Below are 16,397 nucleotides of genomic sequence, written 5' to 3'. Positions count from 1 at the left end.
TCGGCTTTTTTATCACTGCAATTTAGTCACTAAGCTACGAATTATACAACGCGCAACTTAGTCAATCATGCTCAGGATTAATGCTCACGCGTAGCGCGGAACACCACCTCTGGTGAACGCTCCTGAGCTAAGTTAAGGTTAACCATAGTCGGCGCAATGTAGGCTAGGTTATCGCCACCATCCAGCGCTAGGTTACTCTGGTTTTTGCGTTTGAACTCTTCAAACTTCTTCACATCATCACAGTCGACCCAGCGCGCAGTCGCCACGTTAACGCCTTCATAAATGGCCTCAACGTTATATTCTGATTTAAGACGCGACACCACCACATCAAACTGCAGCACACCGACCGCACCAACGATCAAATCGTTATTTTGCAGTGGGCGGAAAACCTGTACCGCACCTTCTTCAGACAGTTGCACTAAACCTTTGAGCAACTGCTTTTGCTTGAGCGGATCGCGCAGACGGATGCGGCGGAATAGCTCAGGTGCAAAGTTAGGGATACCGGTAAATTTAAGCGTTTCACCTTGGGTAAAAGTATCACCAATCTGGATAGTACCGTGGTTGTGTAAGCCAATAATATCCCCAGCAAACGCCTCTTCAGCACGGGCACGGTCGCCAGCCATAAAGGTTACCGCATCAGAAATATTAACTTGTTTCGCCAAGCGTACATGGTTCATCTTCATGCCTTGCTTGTAGGTGCCAGACACAATGCGCACAAAAGCAATGCGGTCACGGTGTTTCGGATCCATATTGGCTTGAATTTTAAACACAAAGCCACTGAATTTCTCTTCGCTGGCCTCAACCACTCGCTCTGCCGCTTGACGTGGCATCGGAGCCGGAGCCCATTGCGTCAAGCCATCTAGCATATGATCCACGCCAAAGTTACCCAGCGCAGTACCAAAAAACACAGGGGTCAGTTCACCTTGTAAAAACAGCTCATGATCAAATTGGTGGGAAGCCCCCACCACCAGTTCCAGCTCTTCGCGCAGCTGCTCGGCCAACTCTTCACCGATCGCTTGATCTAACTCAGGATTATCTAACCCTTTAATAATACGCTGATCTTGAATAGTGTGGCCTTGACCACTAGTGTACAAAATCGTTTCATCGCGAGAGATATGGTAAACACCTTTGAACTCTTTGCCGCAACCAATCGGCCAAGTGATGGGAGCACAAGCAATCTTTAGCTCATTTTCCACTTCGTCCATCAGTTCCATCGGGTCACGGATCTCACGGTCCAACTTATTCATAAAAGTAACGATAGGCGTATCACGCAGACGCGTCACTTCCATCAATTTACGGGTACGATCTTCAACCCCTTTGGCCGCATCAATCACCATCAAACATGAGTCGACAGCCGTTAGAGTACGATAGGTATCTTCAGAAAAGTCTTCGTGTCCTGGGGTATCCAGCAGGTTGACCAGTGAATCACCGTATGGAAACTGCATCACCGAGGTGGTAACCGAAATACCCCGCTCTTTTTCCATTTCCATCCAGTCTGATTTGGCATGCTGGTTGGAGCCACGACCTTTTACAGTACCGGCGACTTGAATTGCACGTCCGAACAACAATACTTTTTCAGTAATCGTGGTTTTACCCGCATCTGGGTGCGAAATGATCGCAAAAGTGCGGCGCTTATTGATTTCATTAAGAAATTCTTGGTTTGCCATGGATAAATTCTTTTGGTTTATGCATAGATTGATCGCCATTTAGCTCAGCACTGGGCACGGCACCGATCAAATCCATCGTGGGAATCGTAATTAGCGGCTATTTTCGCTGATCTTGCGGTTATACACAATCTATGCTTGCCCAATCGATCATCATTCATGCTCAATCAAGGTTAATATTGCAATATCCTACTCAGCACACAACGAGAGTTGACTCGTCGAAAACTGCCCACTGCAAGCCAAAGAGTTCGTGTCGTAGTAGTAAAATTACATCCTTATTGAATAAATAAGCCCCGCCTAAAAATAAGGTGGGGCTGGTAAGCTAACACGTAATGTTAAGCGCTATTTACAGCTTGAGCAGGACTTTAACCTCTGCTGTTACCGCCGCTTCATCGATATAACCAATCGCGTTCGGTTGGCTCTTTACTGCTGAAATCATCGCTGCAGAATCAGCAACGATAACCGGCGCAACCGCTTTACCCGTAAACACTAAACGTGACCAATTTGATTGCAGCTGCGCATCGTTACGGCCTGTGGTTTTGCCGTGAAACTCAACCCGCTCAGCACTGCCTTCGCTAAGTTCAAACAACTGCGCAGCAGAGCCATTGGCTAATTGCTGATCTTTACCTAAGTACAGCTGTTTCACCGCATCTGCCGAGATGGCATCAATACCTTGAGGGTGGCCAATCACTACCACACCCGCTTGAGCGGCACAACTCAAGCCCATCACTAACAGACCCAGAATGGTTTTTTTCATTGTGCTGATTCCTTAAAATACAAAGTCGAGAGATACAGAGTAGACAAGAGAGTCGTCATATAGCGGTTTAAATGATGATAGATCTACATTAGATGTAATACCGCCAACTGTACCGTGGAAATCGGCATATGTTACTTCAGTTTTCAATGCAACCTTCGGAGCTAAATCCCAACGCATACCAGCCGAGTATGAGGTACGCTTCATAGAGAAGATTGATTCTACAGGATTAGTGCGTTGATCATTATCCGTAGACTTCACCCAAGCACTAGCGACATAAGGCGTAAATGCTCCAAATTGGTAACCGAGTAGAGCCGATACCGCCTGTACATCAGGGTATTTCCCAGATAACTTCATCAACATACCTTCGGTATTAAACAGTAAAGCACCGTCATTATATTGCAGCCCGAATGAGGCAAAAGTTGACTTTTTATCAGACACCATCAGGTTTTCATGCTCTTCAGTTCTTGCCTGAGTGTATGAACCACGCAGTGTCCAGTCATCAATGTACCAGTTCGCGGTTAGACCAAAGGCATCCTTAATATCGACTTGACTACCTAAGGTTGAATCACGTTCTTCAACTTGGCTGACACCAGTAAAGGGTTGTAACTGCAACGTGGTATTACCTAGCTTAATAGGTATTAAAGCATCAATCCCTGTAAAGTTACTGATGATCAATAACTCATAGATCTCTTGCGATGGACGCAGCATAGGGTAAGCATAACCGACATCTAAATAATCGGAATACATAAAGAATGGAGTACGCAGTTTACCACCACGTACGGTGGCAAAATCGAGATCGTAACTTAAATACGCCACTTCAACTGTCGGGTCAAAATCATAACGACCATTCGCCACCAGTTGTGTAGTAACCTTAGCTCGGTCATTTACTTGGAAGTCAAATTGCAAACCGAGTAGCGAGTCTTGTTTATAATCCACTTTATTTTCATAACCAGCATAGCCTGCGTCATTGTTGGCAATACCAACCCCAACACTGCCAAAACCGCTGACATTCATATTTCCCACTGAGGCAGCCATTGAATAAGGCGCAGACAAAGCCAATGCCACAATAATGGCCAAATTGCTCTTTTTCATTATTTCCCTTTCTATTTTTTTGAATAAAAATCACAATAATAAGGCATGACGATACCGCATGCGTTTATATACACATTGCTAACATTTTAAACATGTGACATTAAATATTCGCCAGAAATTAACCTGGTGAATATTTACATATTGATATCAGTCATGGGTTTTAAACTGTTGTGATACAGAAATCAAAGCCTCTTTGACTCGTTCAATTTCTTGAACCATATCATCAACCTGCTTAAGACTATTTACTGTCTGTTGCGACATATTTTGAAGATTCAATAAATGCGCTTCCATTTCTTTATTGGTTTGGACTTGCTCTTCGGTCGCGGCAGCAATCAGGATATTTCTTTGATCAATATCACTCATATTTTCTGCCACATTTTTAATTGTCAATTCAGCCTGATTGCATTTTTCATCACATAATTCTGTATTAACCAAACTACCGCGAATAATCTCCATCGCGGTATCAGCTTTAGACTGTAAGTTCACCAGTACCGTCTGGATCTCTTGAGTTGAACTTTGGGTACGGCCAGCAAGGGTACGTACTTCATCAGCGACCACCGCAAAACCACGACCTTGCTCACCAGCGCGAGCCGCTTCAATCGCCGCATTTAAGGCCAGTAAATTGGTTTGTTCAGCAATAGCGTTAATGGCCAACAGAATTGATTCCGCATTACGAGTGCTGTCATTAAGTTCAGAGACAACACTAGAGGTTTGTTGAACATCATTCACCAGTAAATCTAACGCAGATAGCGTTTGATTTACCATTGTTGCCCCTTCTTGCGACAGCGTCATGGAACGGCTCACGGCTTGAGCGGTATCCTGAGCATTACCGGAAATATCGGCAGATACATGAGTCATTTGCATTATCGCATTTGCAACTTCATCCATTGCGGCCAACTGCTGTTCTGAAACTTGGCTCGCCGTCTGATTGGCGGCCAATAAATGACTAGAAATATCAGATAGAGTTTGGGTATTGCGGATCACTTGACTAATGTTGTCATTCAGCTTGCCAACAAATTGATTGAAATAGTTGACCAAATCTTTCAACTCATCTTGCTTGTGATATTCGAGTCTAGCTCTGAGATCACCATCACCCGTTGAGATGTCGCGCATTTTTTCAGTAATCAAACGCAAATCATTGCGGATACCATTAACAATATACAGAGCTAATCCCGCAATCAAAATCAAACTGATCACACAAGCTAATTGGATAAATCTAGCCGTATTCTCATTTTGCACCGCCAGATTTTGTATCGTACTGGTTAAGCTATTACGGTTAAGATCATAAAAGGCTTCAAAATCAGATTTTAGCGCTTCAAAATGTTGGTTATTCTGCTGCGCTGTCGCTGTGGCATTGGTTAAGTCAACCCCACCATCAATGATTGAGCGAGCTAGGTTAGCAGCGGCAGAGAAATACTGTCCTGTCTGACGACTCAACTGAATAACGGTTGCTGCATATTCAGGCTGCATACTCTCAAGTTGCTTGAGGTTATTAATAATTTCAAGCCTAACGGCATCATTGATTTCCAATAACTCATCATCACCAAGTGTGACCGCTATATTAAATCTTTCAAATGCTTCTTTTAGTAAGGAAAGATTAGCCGATGAAAGGCTTAGACTGGGATAACCTGTACTATCAATTCCATTGACCACTGACGTATTACGTTGCATAACATTAGTAACCATAAATGACAGCGCAATCAAAAGAATCAACGCCAAACCATTGGTTAATATTACTTTCGATCTAATAGTTAACATTTGAGACCACCTATATCCATATTTGGCTCATAATAGAGCGATTACTCAGCAAGGTAAATAGCAAACGTTAAAATAACCACTTAATTCAAAAAGAAAAATAATGCACGCCTGATTATAAAACCAATGGAATATGACCATTAAAATCATCAATGATTAACTATCAATTCATTACCAAAACTCGAAAAAATATATAAATCAACAACCGTGACATTCACAAGACAAATGCTTTCGGATATTCCGAAAATTAAACACTAAAAACAACAGCAATTAGACATGTCTATTTAATCAAAATTAAATTATGTAATATTTCCTATGAATCATTTGGCTATAAATTAATTGAAATATGCTCAACGGTTGCATCATATTTCCTCAATAGCGATATTAATTACTCTTCAACTCATGCAGCCCCCCTGCTTTTACTTTTACCCTTCCTACTTGAAGCTGCAGCGGTGTTGGATACGTTCGTTCACTCCAATCACATACTTTGCCTATGTTCATAAGGACTCACTTGCCGCCAACCTGCAACTCCAAGTTATTTGGGTATAAACGTGGGCACCAAATCATATGGATCGACGAGGCATAAAAATACTCTTTTCGTACGAAACACTAAGAATGCAACTTGGTGCAACATATCCGACCAGTAAGTGCTTTGTTTCATATTTTGGGGATGATTGACATAACTTTCTCAACTTCGGCTATAACTTTAGAATGAGACTAATCACGAGCTCAACCGATGACCCAATTTCGCAAATTTCATTCTTTGGCGTTTAAACAAGCTAAAAGTGTCTTTTTAGTTTCGGTGCTATTAGGGCTCTGTTTTAGTCTCTACCACACCTTAGCCGACCTACACGATGAACAAGCTAAGGTACAGGAGTACTACAACATTAAGCTGGCGCAGAGTTATAAAAATGCCAGCCAAGCTGCGTATAACTTAAATAATCTGCAAGCGGAGCAAGTGGCAACCACCTTGATGCTTGATCCTGGTATCTCCAAAGTCGAAATTGTCGATGATTTTGGTGATGTGATGACCAATACCGCGCGCGATGCTTGTGAAGAAACCCGATTAGTCAGTGTACTGGCGGGTTATCTAACCCCAGAGGTCTCGGTTTTTAGTATGGATCTCCATCAACCTAACTCGGATCAGGTGGTTGGAAAACTGAGCTTCTATATTGATGGTTTTTCACTGGCCAGAATGTTTATCGCGAGAACCACCCATGATTTGTTGTTTGATCTGTTGCGAAATATCTTACTGACTTCGATTTTGCTGATTTTTTTCTATCAAAAGCTCTCATTGCCACTCACTATGCTGATCAGTTGAGTCAACTCACTCAATGATACACAACGCGCACCATTACCGGCTCGGCTCAAGCAGAATGATGAACTCAGTGAGTTGGCTTCCACCTTTCAATCCATGTGGCAAGAAAAAGAATTGGCAGAATCCAAGCTCAACCAGCTTGCTTATTACGATAGTTTAACCGGCTTGGCCAACCGTCGTTTATTGCTGCAAAAACTGACGGATGCGATTGAAACCGCCGAAAACTCACACACCACTGGCGTGTTGTTTTATCTCGACCTCGATCGTTTTAAAACTATTAATGATTCACTTGGTCACACAATTGGCGATCAACTGCTCAAAGCGGTGGCGCAACGCATGGACATTTGGGCGCAAAATGCCTATTTATCCGCTCGGATTGGCGGTGATGAGTTTGTGGTGTTGATCCCTTATTTATCGCCCAATAAAGCTGAAAAACTCGCTAAACAGCTGCTTAAGCTGATCTCCAACTCATACAGCGTTGATGATCACCAACTTTATTGTACCGCGAGTATTGGCATCGCGATTTTCCCAGCGCTTGGATGCCGTAATATTGATGTACTACGTCAGGCCGACACTGCCCTGTACCGAGCTAAAGCCAGTGGCCGCAATAAATTTGTCTTCTATGAGCCAGAGATGCAGGCACAGGTGGAGTCTTTTCTAGAGATCGAAAAAGGGCTGCATGAAGCGCTTAAACAGCATCAATTAGAGCTTTATTATCAGCCACAAGTGGATGAACACGGTCAGTTGATTGGCGTGGAAGCGCTGATCCGCTGGCATCATCCTAAACGCGGTTTACTCTCACCAGGGATATTTATGCCGATTGCCGAAGAAACCGGACTGATTTTGTCAATTGGTCACTGGATCATCGAACAAGCGTGCTATCAATACGCCCAATGGAAAAAACAGGGCATTCTACCCGCGCATTTTCGCCGCTTAGCCATCAATATTAGCCCATTACAATTTGCACAAGATTCGTTTATCGAACAGGTGAAGCATATCCTCCAGCAAACAGGGATCACTGGCGAACAGATTGAGTTTGAGATCACCGAAGGGTTACTGCTGGAAAACGTGGAAAATGCGCTGCAAAAAATGGCCAAACTCAAAGAGAGTCAGATCAGTATCTCGATTGATGATTTTGGTACCGGTTACTCTTCACTACGTTATCTAAAAGACTTGGCGATCGATGCTTTGAAAATCGATCGCTCTTTCGTTAATCGGCTTCATCTCGATGATAACGATCAAGCCATCGTCGATACTATTTTGGCGATTGCACGGAAACTGGACTTAGAAGTCATCGCGGAAGGTGTTGAGGATGTTTGCGAGCTTGCCGCCCTTAAAAAGCTTGGCTGCAAGCAATTTCAAGGCTACTTATTTGACAAACCGCTACGGGCAGATGAGATCGCGCAGCGCTTTATCAGCAATAGCTATGCACAAATCGACCTCTTACCGCTCAGCATGGATAGCTCAAAAAAATAGATAACTCATGATGATTGCATCTTCACTTTTACCATTAGCGGCAGGGTAATAGTTAATCCGCCGATCAATCTCATTAAAACCTGCCTGTTGATACAGCTGAAAAGCGCGCTGATTGCTTTCACGTACTTCAAGCCAAGCGCTTTCCGCCTGTTGTTGCTCACACTGCTCAATAAAATGCTCTAACAGTTGCTTACCATAACCCTTACCTTGCTGGGCGGGATCTATCGCAATATTGAGTAGCGTCACTTCACCGACGATATTCTGGGCATAGAAATACCCCACTACCTGTTGTTCAACCAGCATCACTTGATGACAGGCTCCTCGGCTAGAGAGATCACGCACTAAAGATTCGGCCCAAGGATGCGAATGAGCACGGCATTCAATGTGCCAAATGGCCTGCAAATGTTCAGTTTGCATCGCGCTAAACCGTGGCGTCATATATGAGTTCCTTGGATGTTCAGTGCCTGAGTCGCGCTGGCTTGCGTGGTGATTGCTTGCGTGGTGGTTTGAGTGGCAGCAGCTTGATAACGACAAATTTGTTGCCACAGAGCGCGGCGATATTGAGTATTGCCGGCAATCTCACTCAAACGAGGTGAGTGTAGCTGTTTTTGTGCTTGGTGAACCATAGGTTCACAGCCAGCAAACCAGATCCACTCAAGGTCTTGATAAGCCAGTTGTTTGAGTTGAGTCGGTTGAATATAACGTACCATTGCCAGTTCTAGCTTAAAACTACTAAGAATACGCTCTAACAATACAATTTCCGCATCTTGTGGAGGCTGATTGGCTACCAGCAACAATCGACAATCCGGATCCAATCGCTGCGCAGTCACTTGAAAACCGCTCAAGCGTTCAGGATGGATCAAATCCCATTGTTGAATGCCCATCGCGGATAAATAGTGTGAAGAAGAAAACATGCATGCCTCGCAACTAACTTGAGTGACCATGCTAACAAACCGAGGATAACCGACTCAAGCGCTAATCAAAAAAGGAGCTCAAAAGCTCCTTTCTCTACGGCTAGGTCGATGATAAACGACTAAACGCTGGCAAATTCTGGACAATATTCAATCAAGCCATGACGACCGTCTAATTCTCGTTCCCACAATCCCACCACGCGAAATGCACCTTGCGGCACTTCCCAAGGACAATAGAGCTGATATTGAGCCGCATCTTCAAAACCTAACCGAGCATAATAAGCTGGATCACCAAGCACTACACAAGCCGGATAACCTAGCTCACCGAGTGAACTTAACCCTTCTTTGACCAACTCGGCACCAATCCCTTGACGACGATATGCTTGCTTAACCGCCAAAGGCGCTAAGCCTTGCCAATTCAAATCTTCACCGGCGACCGTTACTGGGCTAAATAGCACATGACCGACAATTTCCCCCTCATCATCGCAAGCGACTAACGATAAGGTACGCCGCCCATTTTCACGCAGTGCCATTACCAAATTGGCTTCCGCCTCGGTGGCAAAAACCTCTTTGAGCAGTTGATCGACCACCAGAATATCGGCGGGAGCTTCAGTTCGAATAAGCATTAATAACCTCTTGGGATGAGTTCGCTACTGACATCCCTTTATGCACAAAATCGGCTAACTGGTGAAGTAAAATCTGTAAAGGTTTAGGTAATTGTTGCAGATCCACGCTATCCATCAGGTTTTTGACTTCTAATCCAAGTTCGGTATCGCCTTCAATCGAAAGACGGCGTTGGAAAAATAGCGTGTCGGGATCTTCTTTACGTCCCGCGATCAGCACTAAATCATTTAACTCAGCGCTAAAGCTGACATCCTGCTCGACAGGGCTATCCGCCACCACCAATTTATCGTTTTGATAGCTGATAAACCAACGCAAATCGAGATCTTTTATTTCGACTTTCAGCCATTTATCTTCCAAAAACTCAAAATCTCCGTCTTGTAATGCCTCGCGAAATACTAAACTCATTGCATCAAGCAAGGCTTTTTTTTGAACGTTTTGAGGCAATAAATGGATTGGAGATCGCAAAATTGAAGCCGCGTTCTGAACCAGTTGAGTGCGAATCTTGTTTAACACGAGCGTTATCCGTTACCTTGTTAGTCTGTCTACGCGCATCATACTGGATGTCAGGCTACCGATTCCTGTTATGTATCAAAAAAATAACTTGAGGCTGAGAAGCTTCTCTATGCTAGCAATCGCGGTTATAGTGACTCAGTTATCAGATCGGAGTGTAACATTCTGACCATCAGTGCTAATTGCGATTGTTGAAACCAAGCCATGATGAACAGCATAATCTGCATCAGCCGGTATCAACTACCGCCAATATTAGGCTCAACTTAGAAGGGATCACATAAATGTCACTGCGTATGGACCGTTGGTAATCACTTGATGTCAGTTCAAGCCCTATCCCAACTCCAGCACTGGTTTGCAAAAATTACGTCACATAGTCCGTTCTTTTTTGCCATCCTTGATGATCAACACCAGTATGTGATGGTCAATCAGCGCTATGGTGATATTGCTGGCCTACCATGTGAAGAGATGGTGGGCATGAGTGATAAGCAAGTGTTAGGCGAACATTTTTACAACCACCTCAAACCCTTCTATGAACGAGCTTTTAATAATCAACACATCGAATCCGAGCTAACGCTGAGCGAAATAGACCTCGAAACCAGTTTGCACTTTTCACTGTCACCGCTGGTGGTCAACGAGCAAGTACAATACATCGTGTTTCACGCACTCGATAGCTCAGAAAAACAGATTTTAGCGCGCAGTTTGCAAGAGTCTGAAACTAACTATGCGTTACTAACCAGTCTATTGCCCGATGGTTTGCTGATGGTCGAGAACGACAGCATTCTCTCCGCCAATCCCTCGGCCGCACGTTTACTGGGCTTTGAGGATCCGCAAAAACTGTTAGGTGAAAACCTATCACGCCTGTTTATCGATGAAAAAACCAAAACCGTTTTTTCCAACCAATTGGCCACTCAACTGACCGAAAGGCCCCTCGTCTGTCTGACCGGACCTAGATGTGGCTTTGAGCACCAAGTGCAACTGCATGCCAAGCATGCCTCACTGCTCGGCAATCAAGCACAATTGATTTTATTACAAAGTGCTGATGATACCCCCAAACCATTTTCAACCACCGCTCAGGTCGATGCCCATCTCGATAGCCTAACTGGTCTGTATAATCGCCACGGTTTTACTAAGCGTTTACAACAGTGTATCCACAACGAAACCCCGCTGGTGATGTTGTATCTGGATATCGATAATTTTAAAAATATCAATGACTCACTAGGTCATCATATTGGTGATAAGGTGATTAAAGAAGTCGCCGCACGCTTAAAGCGTCTGCTGCCACAACAAGCGATTTTGGGCCATTTGGGCGGTGATGAATTTGGACTAATTTTACCCGAACCGGAGCATCATCGTTCCGCAGAAATGTTGGCAGAGCGAATTATCTCTTTGATTAATCAGCCTTTTGATCTGCACCATTTTAGTAAGCGCTTAGCCTGTTCAATTGGTAGCGTACGCTATCCGCAAGATGGTAATGATGCGCGGGTACTGCTACAAAATGCCGATACTGCAATGTATGAAGCCAAAGAACGTGGTCGCAATCGCCTGATCAAATTTAATGATCAGATGAACAAAGAAGCACGTATGCGTCTGTGGTTGGAAATTGAACTGCAAAAAGCACTGCAGCAAAATGGTTTAGAAGTCTGGTATCAGCCGAAAGTCAACGCACGCGATTTCAGTATCAATGGTGCTGAAGCACTGGTGCGTTGGAAGCATCCCGTTGAGGGCTATATCAGCCCAAGCTCCTTTATTCCAGTGGCAGAAAAAGCAGGCTTGATTGAACACTTAGGTCGCGTGGTGATGCGTGAAGTGTTCGCAACCGTTAAACGCTGGAAGCTACAAGGCATTTTGCCGGGGCGGGTCGCCATCAATATCTCACCAGAACAATTTGGCAATCCGCAGTTAATTGACTACTTAGAAAAACTGCTGCGCACCAGTGGGTTAGATCCAAATTGCATCACTTTTGAGCTAACCGAAAGTGCGGTGATGAGTGATAGCGAACACACGCTACAAATGCTCAATGCGATTAAAAAATTAGGCTTTAGCTTATCCATCGATGATTTTGGCACCGGTTATTCATCGCTAGCCTACTTAGCTCGCTTCCCGATTGATGAACTAAAAATTGACCGCGCATTCATCAGTGATATCGATACTCTACCTAAGCAGTTGACAGTGATAGAAAACATCATCAACTTAGGCCGTTCGCTGAGTTTAACTGTAGTCGCGGAAGGGGTTGAAACCCAGCAGCAAGCGACTTTACTTTCTAACCTCAACTGCCATTCGATCCAAGGCTTCCATTTTTATCGTCCACAGCCAAAACATGAAGTGGAAGAACTATTTGCCCAAAATCGTCGTCATCACAAATCCCTCTAAGGGGGTAATTTGGTTTTGATTATCGGAAACCTGCCTTATATCAAATCTGCTGCGCTTAATCCTGCCTAGAATGCAAACACTATTCCCTGAATTCAGAGCCTTACGCTATGGAACTTCTCTGTCCGGCCGGAAATTTGCCGGCCCTGAAAACAGCGATTGATTGCGGTGCCGATGCGGTTTACATCGGTTTTAAAGATGATACCAATGCTCGCCATTTTGCCGGTCTTAATTTTAGCGGCAAGAAACTCGAAAAAGCCGTGCAATATGTGCACGATCACCGCAAAAAAATTCATATTGCGCTCAATACCTTTGCTCATCCACATGGTTTTGAACGCTGGACTACCGCCGTCGATCAAGCCGCCGATCTTGGCGTCGATGCCTTAATCATCGCCGATATTGCCGTACTAGAGTACGCGGCGCGCAAATATCCACACCTTGAGCTGCATCTGTCTGTGCAAGCATCAGCCACTAACGTTAAAGCGGTTGAGTTTTATCATCAGAATTTTAACGTCAAACGGGTCGTGCTACCGCGTGTGCTGTCGATCCATCAGGTTAAGCAGCTTTCGCGTAATATTCCACAAGGTGTCGAGCTGGAAGTGTTTGCCTTTGGTAGTTTGTGCATCATGTCCGAAGGGCGCTGCTATCTCTCATCTTATCTGACTGGTGAGTCACCCAATACCGTCGGAGCATGCTCGCCAGCCAAATATGTACGCTGGCAAGAAACTGAATCAGGGCTTGAGTCTCGCTTAAACGAGATCCTGATTGATAAGTATGCAGCTGGAGAAAATGCCGGTTATCCAACCCTATGTAAGGGTCGCTTTATCGCCGAAATCGATACGCAAAGTAAGTGTTACCATGCCTTAGAAGAGCCGACCAGTTTAAATACTTTATCTTTGCTGCCTGAGCTGTTTGCTGCCAATGTCGCGTCAGTAAAAATTGAAGGACGCCAACGCAGTCCTGCCTACGTCGAGCAAGTGACTCGCACATGGCGCGCCGCGCTTGATCGTTATCTGGCCAATCCAACCCATTATCAGGTCGAGCCCCAATGGGATGCGGCACTGGCCAATGTGTCGGAAGGAACGCAAACCACACTCGGTGCTTATCACCGTCAATGGCAATAAGGTCACACGATTATGAAGTATGCATTAGGTCCTCTACTCTATTTTTGGCCCAAACAAGACATCGACCGTTTCTATGCCCAAGCCGAAGCGAGCCAAGCCGATATCATTTATCTTGGCGAAACGGTGTGTTCGAAACGGCGTGAACTCAAGCCACAGCACTGGTTGGAGATTGCCAAATCCCTTTCAGCAGCGGGTAAACAAGTGGTGCTCTCCACCATGGCTCTGCTTGAAGCTCCCAGCGAAATCAACCTGATGAAAAAATACATCGATAACGGTGATTTTGCGATTGAAGCTAATGATGTCTCCGCGGTACAAATGGCACACGAAAAAGGCATTCCTTTTATCGTCGGCCCCGCCATCAACACCTATAACGCACACACATTAAAGCTGTTTTTAAAGCAAGGTATGATCCGCTGGTGTATGCCGGTGGAATTATCACGCGACTGGTTAGTCAATACCTTGCAACAGTGTGATCAGCTAGGCATTATCGGCAAGTTTGAAGTCGAAGTATTTAGCCATGGCTACCTTCCGCTGGCTTATTCCGCACGCTGTTTCACGGCACGAGCAGAAAACCGCGCCAAAGATGAGTGTGAAACCTGCTGTATTCGTTACCCAACCGGTATTCAGGTGGCAAGCCAAGAAGGACAATCAGTGTTTAACCTCAATGGTATTCAGACCCAATCGGGTTATTGCTATAACTTGGTGAATGATTTGCCCAGCATGGCTGGATTAGTCGATGTGGTGCGTTTAAGCCCACTTGGCGTCGAAACCTTTCAGCATCTCCAGCAGTTCAAAGCCAATCAGCATGGGCAAAAACCACAAGTGATCACCCAGCACCAATGTAATGGTTATTGGCATCAGTTAGCCGGCTTGGCGATTAAAAACGACTAAGCTTAGCTACCTATTAAGCTTAGCTATCTACTAAGCTTCGCTAGCCACTAAACTTAACGACCCATTCAGCGGACAGGTGCCCGCTGAGTGGGTTTGAACACAGTTATACTGGGCAAACTTGCTCAGCATTACCCAAGCGCTGCACATCACGCCACAGCATGATTGCCACCACCGTAGCCAGCACAATATTGGAGATTGGCAGCGCAATCCATACTCCAGTCAAACCGAAAAATAGTGGCAAAATCAGCAAAAATGGCAACATAATCGACATATTGCCAAGCGTAATAAACATCGCCTTACCACCGCGATTGATCGATTGATAATACGCCGCACTCACCACCAAAAAACCATCCAGATACATAGCAAATAGGTGTAATTTTATCCCCATCTGCGCACCGGCCATCAGATCACGGTCGCTAGAGTTAAAAATCGCAATCGCCTGTTCAGGAAACAGATTAAGTAGCATGACAAATAGCATACCGCCCAGCACCGCAATACTCATCGCCAAGCGTAATAATTGCCGAATATGGCCATAGTTACGCGCACCAAAATGGTAACTGGCCAGCGGCTGCATACCATTAGCAATCCCCTCGACCGTCAGATAATAAATCGTCACTATGTAGCCCATCACCGCGTAAGCCCCTACCATGACCGGATCACCATATTCAATCATCAAGGTGTTGTGCAGCGCGACCATGGTTGAACCATAGGCGTACATAAAAAAGCTCGAAGCGCCAATGGTTAAAATCTTAGGTAACGTGCGCCACTCCAACTTAAGACAGTGGCGGGTTAAACGGGTTTTGGCACGTTTGGAGAAGAAATACGCTAAGCCGAGCAAGCTCACAATCGATTGTGCCAAAGTAGTGGCAATCGCAGCTCCCGTCAGCTCCCAATTGAGCCAAGCAATAAACAGATAATCGAGCGCAATATTGCTCAGCGCACCAATCACCATCAGTAAGGTCGCCAAATTGGGACTATTATCGTTACGCAGCAGAAATGGCATCGCAATGGAGCCCAAGGTAAACACGCAGCCGACCAACAACACTTGTAAATATTGTTGGCCTAATTCAAATACCCGCCCTTGTGCACCTTGCCAATGCAAAAAATCATCCGCCATCCACCATAAGATCAAGGCCACTAAAGGCGCTAGCAGCAGTAAACTGGTTAAGCCCGTCGCCAGGGTGCGTTTTGCACTCTCCGCATCACCTTGTCCTTGCTTGATCGAAGCCAGCGCTCCAGTGCCGACGCCCACTAACATGCCGATCCCCAAAATGGTACCGATCACCGGCCAAGCCACATTAATCCCAGCCAACCCTTGCGCACCAACATAGTGGCCAATAAAGATACCGTCCACCACTTGGTACAGACCATTAACCAGCATCGCCGCGACCGTAGGAATGGTATAGCGAACAAACTGTCGGTAAATAGATCGATTCATCATAACCATACGTCTTACTTAGTTAGTTTATCTAATAAAAATTACGCTTGGCGCAATGCTTTGCCGAGCAGCAAATCGAGGATCACCACTTCTTCAGCAGACAACCCCTGCGCCACTTGCTGGGCTAAAGTTTGATAGACTCGCGCTTCATAAGCCAAATTCTGCTCGGCCTGCTCTGTCAGCTCAAACAACTGAGCACGGGCATCTTCCGCGCAACAAATTCGCTTGACCAAGCCTCGCCGCTCAAGCTTTTTAAGCATATTAGATGCCGAAGGCTTACTGACTTCTAATGCCTGAGCCAAATCGGTTAAACGAATCGCTTGCGGGGAATTCTGCAGCACTTTCAAATAGTCGTACTCATTGAAACTGAGCTGGGCAAAAGGATCCTCTTTGGCATATTTGCGCCACACCTTAGCCGAAAAACGTTCCATTTTCTCAAGATTAGTTTCCAACATAAATTGCACCACATA

The 16,397-nt window shown here is 45.1% G+C and carries 12 protein-coding genes and 2 pseudogenes; 4 read left to right on the top strand and 10 right to left on the bottom strand.

From position 1 onward, the window contains the following. Positions 1-77: 77 nt before the first annotated feature. The 4 genes from prfC to OOK74_RS02700 all read right to left on the bottom strand — a co-directional run bounded on the left by prfC (position 78) and on the right by OOK74_RS02700 (position 5,271). On the bottom strand, positions 78-1,667 hold the full coding sequence (prfC, locus tag OOK74_RS02715) for a peptide chain release factor 3 (RefSeq protein WP_278183080.1): 1,590 nt from the start codon (positions 1,665-1,667) through the stop codon (positions 78-80). 343 nt (positions 1,668-2,010) lie between these two features. After that, complete coding sequence (locus tag OOK74_RS02710) at positions 2,011-2,421, bottom strand: type 2 periplasmic-binding domain-containing protein (protein ID WP_274722460.1); 411 nt, start codon at positions 2,419-2,421, stop codon at positions 2,011-2,013. Positions 2,422-2,433: 12 nt separating this feature from the next. Further along, the gene (locus OOK74_RS02705) at positions 2,434-3,513 is read right to left on the bottom strand and encodes a porin (protein WP_274722459.1); all 1,080 of its coding nucleotides are present in this window, start codon (positions 3,511-3,513) and stop codon (positions 2,434-2,436) included. A gap of 147 nt (positions 3,514-3,660) precedes the next feature. Then, positions 3,661-5,271, bottom strand: a complete 1,611-nt coding sequence (locus tag OOK74_RS02700) for a methyl-accepting chemotaxis protein (protein WP_278183079.1) — start codon at positions 5,269-5,271, stop codon at positions 3,661-3,663. Between the two features lie 733 nt (positions 5,272-6,004). On the opposite strand from OOK74_RS02700, the pseudogene OOK74_RS02695 reads away from it, so the two are divergent. Further along, positions 6,005-8,062 (top strand): annotated as a pseudogene (locus tag OOK74_RS02695) (putative bifunctional diguanylate cyclase/phosphodiesterase). On the opposite strand, the gene rimI reads toward OOK74_RS02695, so the two are convergent. The 4 genes and pseudogenes from rimI to ubiT form a co-directional block, all read right to left on the bottom strand. Next, on the bottom strand, positions 8,051-8,500 hold the full coding sequence (gene rimI, locus OOK74_RS02690) for a ribosomal protein S18-alanine N-acetyltransferase (protein ID WP_278183078.1): 450 nt from the start codon (positions 8,498-8,500) through the stop codon (positions 8,051-8,053). The pseudogene OOK74_RS02695 and the gene rimI sit on opposite strands and share 12 nt — an antisense overlap. A gap of 71 nt (positions 8,501-8,571) precedes the next feature. After that, positions 8,572-8,976, bottom strand: a pseudogene (locus tag OOK74_RS02685) (DNA polymerase III subunit psi); the annotation flags it as partial. Between the two features lie 119 nt (positions 8,977-9,095). Next, positions 9,096-9,599, bottom strand: a complete 504-nt coding sequence (locus tag OOK74_RS02680; protein ID WP_274722456.1) for a GNAT family N-acetyltransferase — start codon at positions 9,597-9,599, stop codon at positions 9,096-9,098. Beyond that, complete coding sequence (gene ubiT, locus OOK74_RS02675; RefSeq protein ID WP_166013563.1) at positions 9,583-10,110, bottom strand: ubiquinone anaerobic biosynthesis accessory factor UbiT; 528 nt, start codon at positions 10,108-10,110, stop codon at positions 9,583-9,585. The genes OOK74_RS02680 and ubiT overlap by 17 nt, the downstream gene beginning before the upstream one ends. 312 nt (positions 10,111-10,422) lie before the next feature. On the opposite strand from ubiT, the gene OOK74_RS02670 reads away from it, so the two are divergent. The 3 genes from OOK74_RS02670 (at position 10,423) to OOK74_RS02660 (ending at position 14,489) form a co-directional block, all read left to right on the top strand. Then, positions 10,423-12,477 (top strand): bifunctional diguanylate cyclase/phosphodiesterase, encoded by a 2,055-nt coding sequence (locus OOK74_RS02670; RefSeq protein WP_278183077.1) that lies wholly within the window; start codon positions 10,423-10,425, stop codon positions 12,475-12,477. 107 nt (positions 12,478-12,584) lie between these two features. Then, complete coding sequence (gene ubiU, locus OOK74_RS02665; RefSeq protein ID WP_278183076.1) at positions 12,585-13,598, top strand: ubiquinone anaerobic biosynthesis protein UbiU; 1,014 nt, start codon at positions 12,585-12,587, stop codon at positions 13,596-13,598. Positions 13,599-13,610: 12 nt separating this feature from the next. Next, a complete protein-coding gene (locus OOK74_RS02660) occupies positions 13,611-14,489 on the top strand; it encodes a U32 family peptidase (RefSeq protein WP_274722453.1) in 879 nt (292 codons plus the stop codon). 103 nt (positions 14,490-14,592) lie between these two features. Here OOK74_RS02660 and OOK74_RS02655 read toward each other — a convergent pair whose 3' ends face one another. Beyond that, entirely contained in the window at positions 14,593-15,930 is a 1,338-nt protein-coding gene (locus OOK74_RS02655; protein ID WP_278183075.1) for an MATE family efflux transporter, read from the bottom strand. Between the two features lie 38 nt (positions 15,931-15,968). Beyond that, positions 15,969-16,382 (bottom strand): MarR family winged helix-turn-helix transcriptional regulator, encoded by a 414-nt coding sequence (locus OOK74_RS02650; protein ID WP_277206318.1) that lies wholly within the window; start codon positions 16,380-16,382, stop codon positions 15,969-15,971. Positions 16,383-16,397 lie beyond the last annotated feature (15 nt).

Origin of the sequence: Vibrio misgurnus (genome assembly GCF_029635775.1) — a bacterium.
Taxonomy (GTDB): domain Bacteria; phylum Pseudomonadota; class Gammaproteobacteria; order Enterobacterales; family Vibrionaceae; genus Vibrio; species Vibrio chanodichtyis.
The sequence above is the reverse complement of the archived record's forward strand: the minus strand, read 5'-3'. Positions and strand labels throughout refer to the sequence as shown.

Coding starts and splice junctions, on each gene's coding strand:
- prfC (WP_278183080.1), bottom strand. CDS start 1,667: ATGGCAAACCAAGAATTTCTTAATGAAATCAATAAGCGCCGCACTTTT.
- OOK74_RS02710 (WP_274722460.1), bottom strand. CDS start 2,421: ATGAAAAAAACCATTCTGGGTCTGTTAGTGATGGGCTTGAGTTGTGCC.
- OOK74_RS02705 (WP_274722459.1), bottom strand. CDS start 3,513: ATGAAAAAGAGCAATTTGGCCATTATTGTGGCATTGGCTTTGTCTGCG.
- OOK74_RS02700 (WP_278183079.1), bottom strand. CDS start 5,271: ATGTTAACTATTAGATCGAAAGTAATATTAACCAATGGTTTGGCGTTG.
- rimI (WP_278183078.1), bottom strand. CDS start 8,500: ATGACGCCACGGTTTAGCGCGATGCAAACTGAACATTTGCAGGCCATT.
- OOK74_RS02680 (WP_274722456.1), bottom strand. CDS start 9,599: ATGCTTATTCGAACTGAAGCTCCCGCCGATATTCTGGTGGTCGATCAA.
- OOK74_RS02670 (WP_278183077.1), top strand. CDS start 10,423: ATGTCAGTTCAAGCCCTATCCCAACTCCAGCACTGGTTTGCAAAAATT.
- ubiU (WP_278183076.1), top strand. CDS start 12,585: ATGGAACTTCTCTGTCCGGCCGGAAATTTGCCGGCCCTGAAAACAGCG.
- OOK74_RS02660 (WP_274722453.1), top strand. CDS start 13,611: ATGAAGTATGCATTAGGTCCTCTACTCTATTTTTGGCCCAAACAAGAC.
- OOK74_RS02655 (WP_278183075.1), bottom strand. CDS start 15,930: ATGATGAATCGATCTATTTACCGACAGTTTGTTCGCTATACCATTCCT.
- OOK74_RS02650 (WP_277206318.1), bottom strand. CDS start 16,382: ATGTTGGAAACTAATCTTGAGAAAATGGAACGTTTTTCGGCTAAGGTG.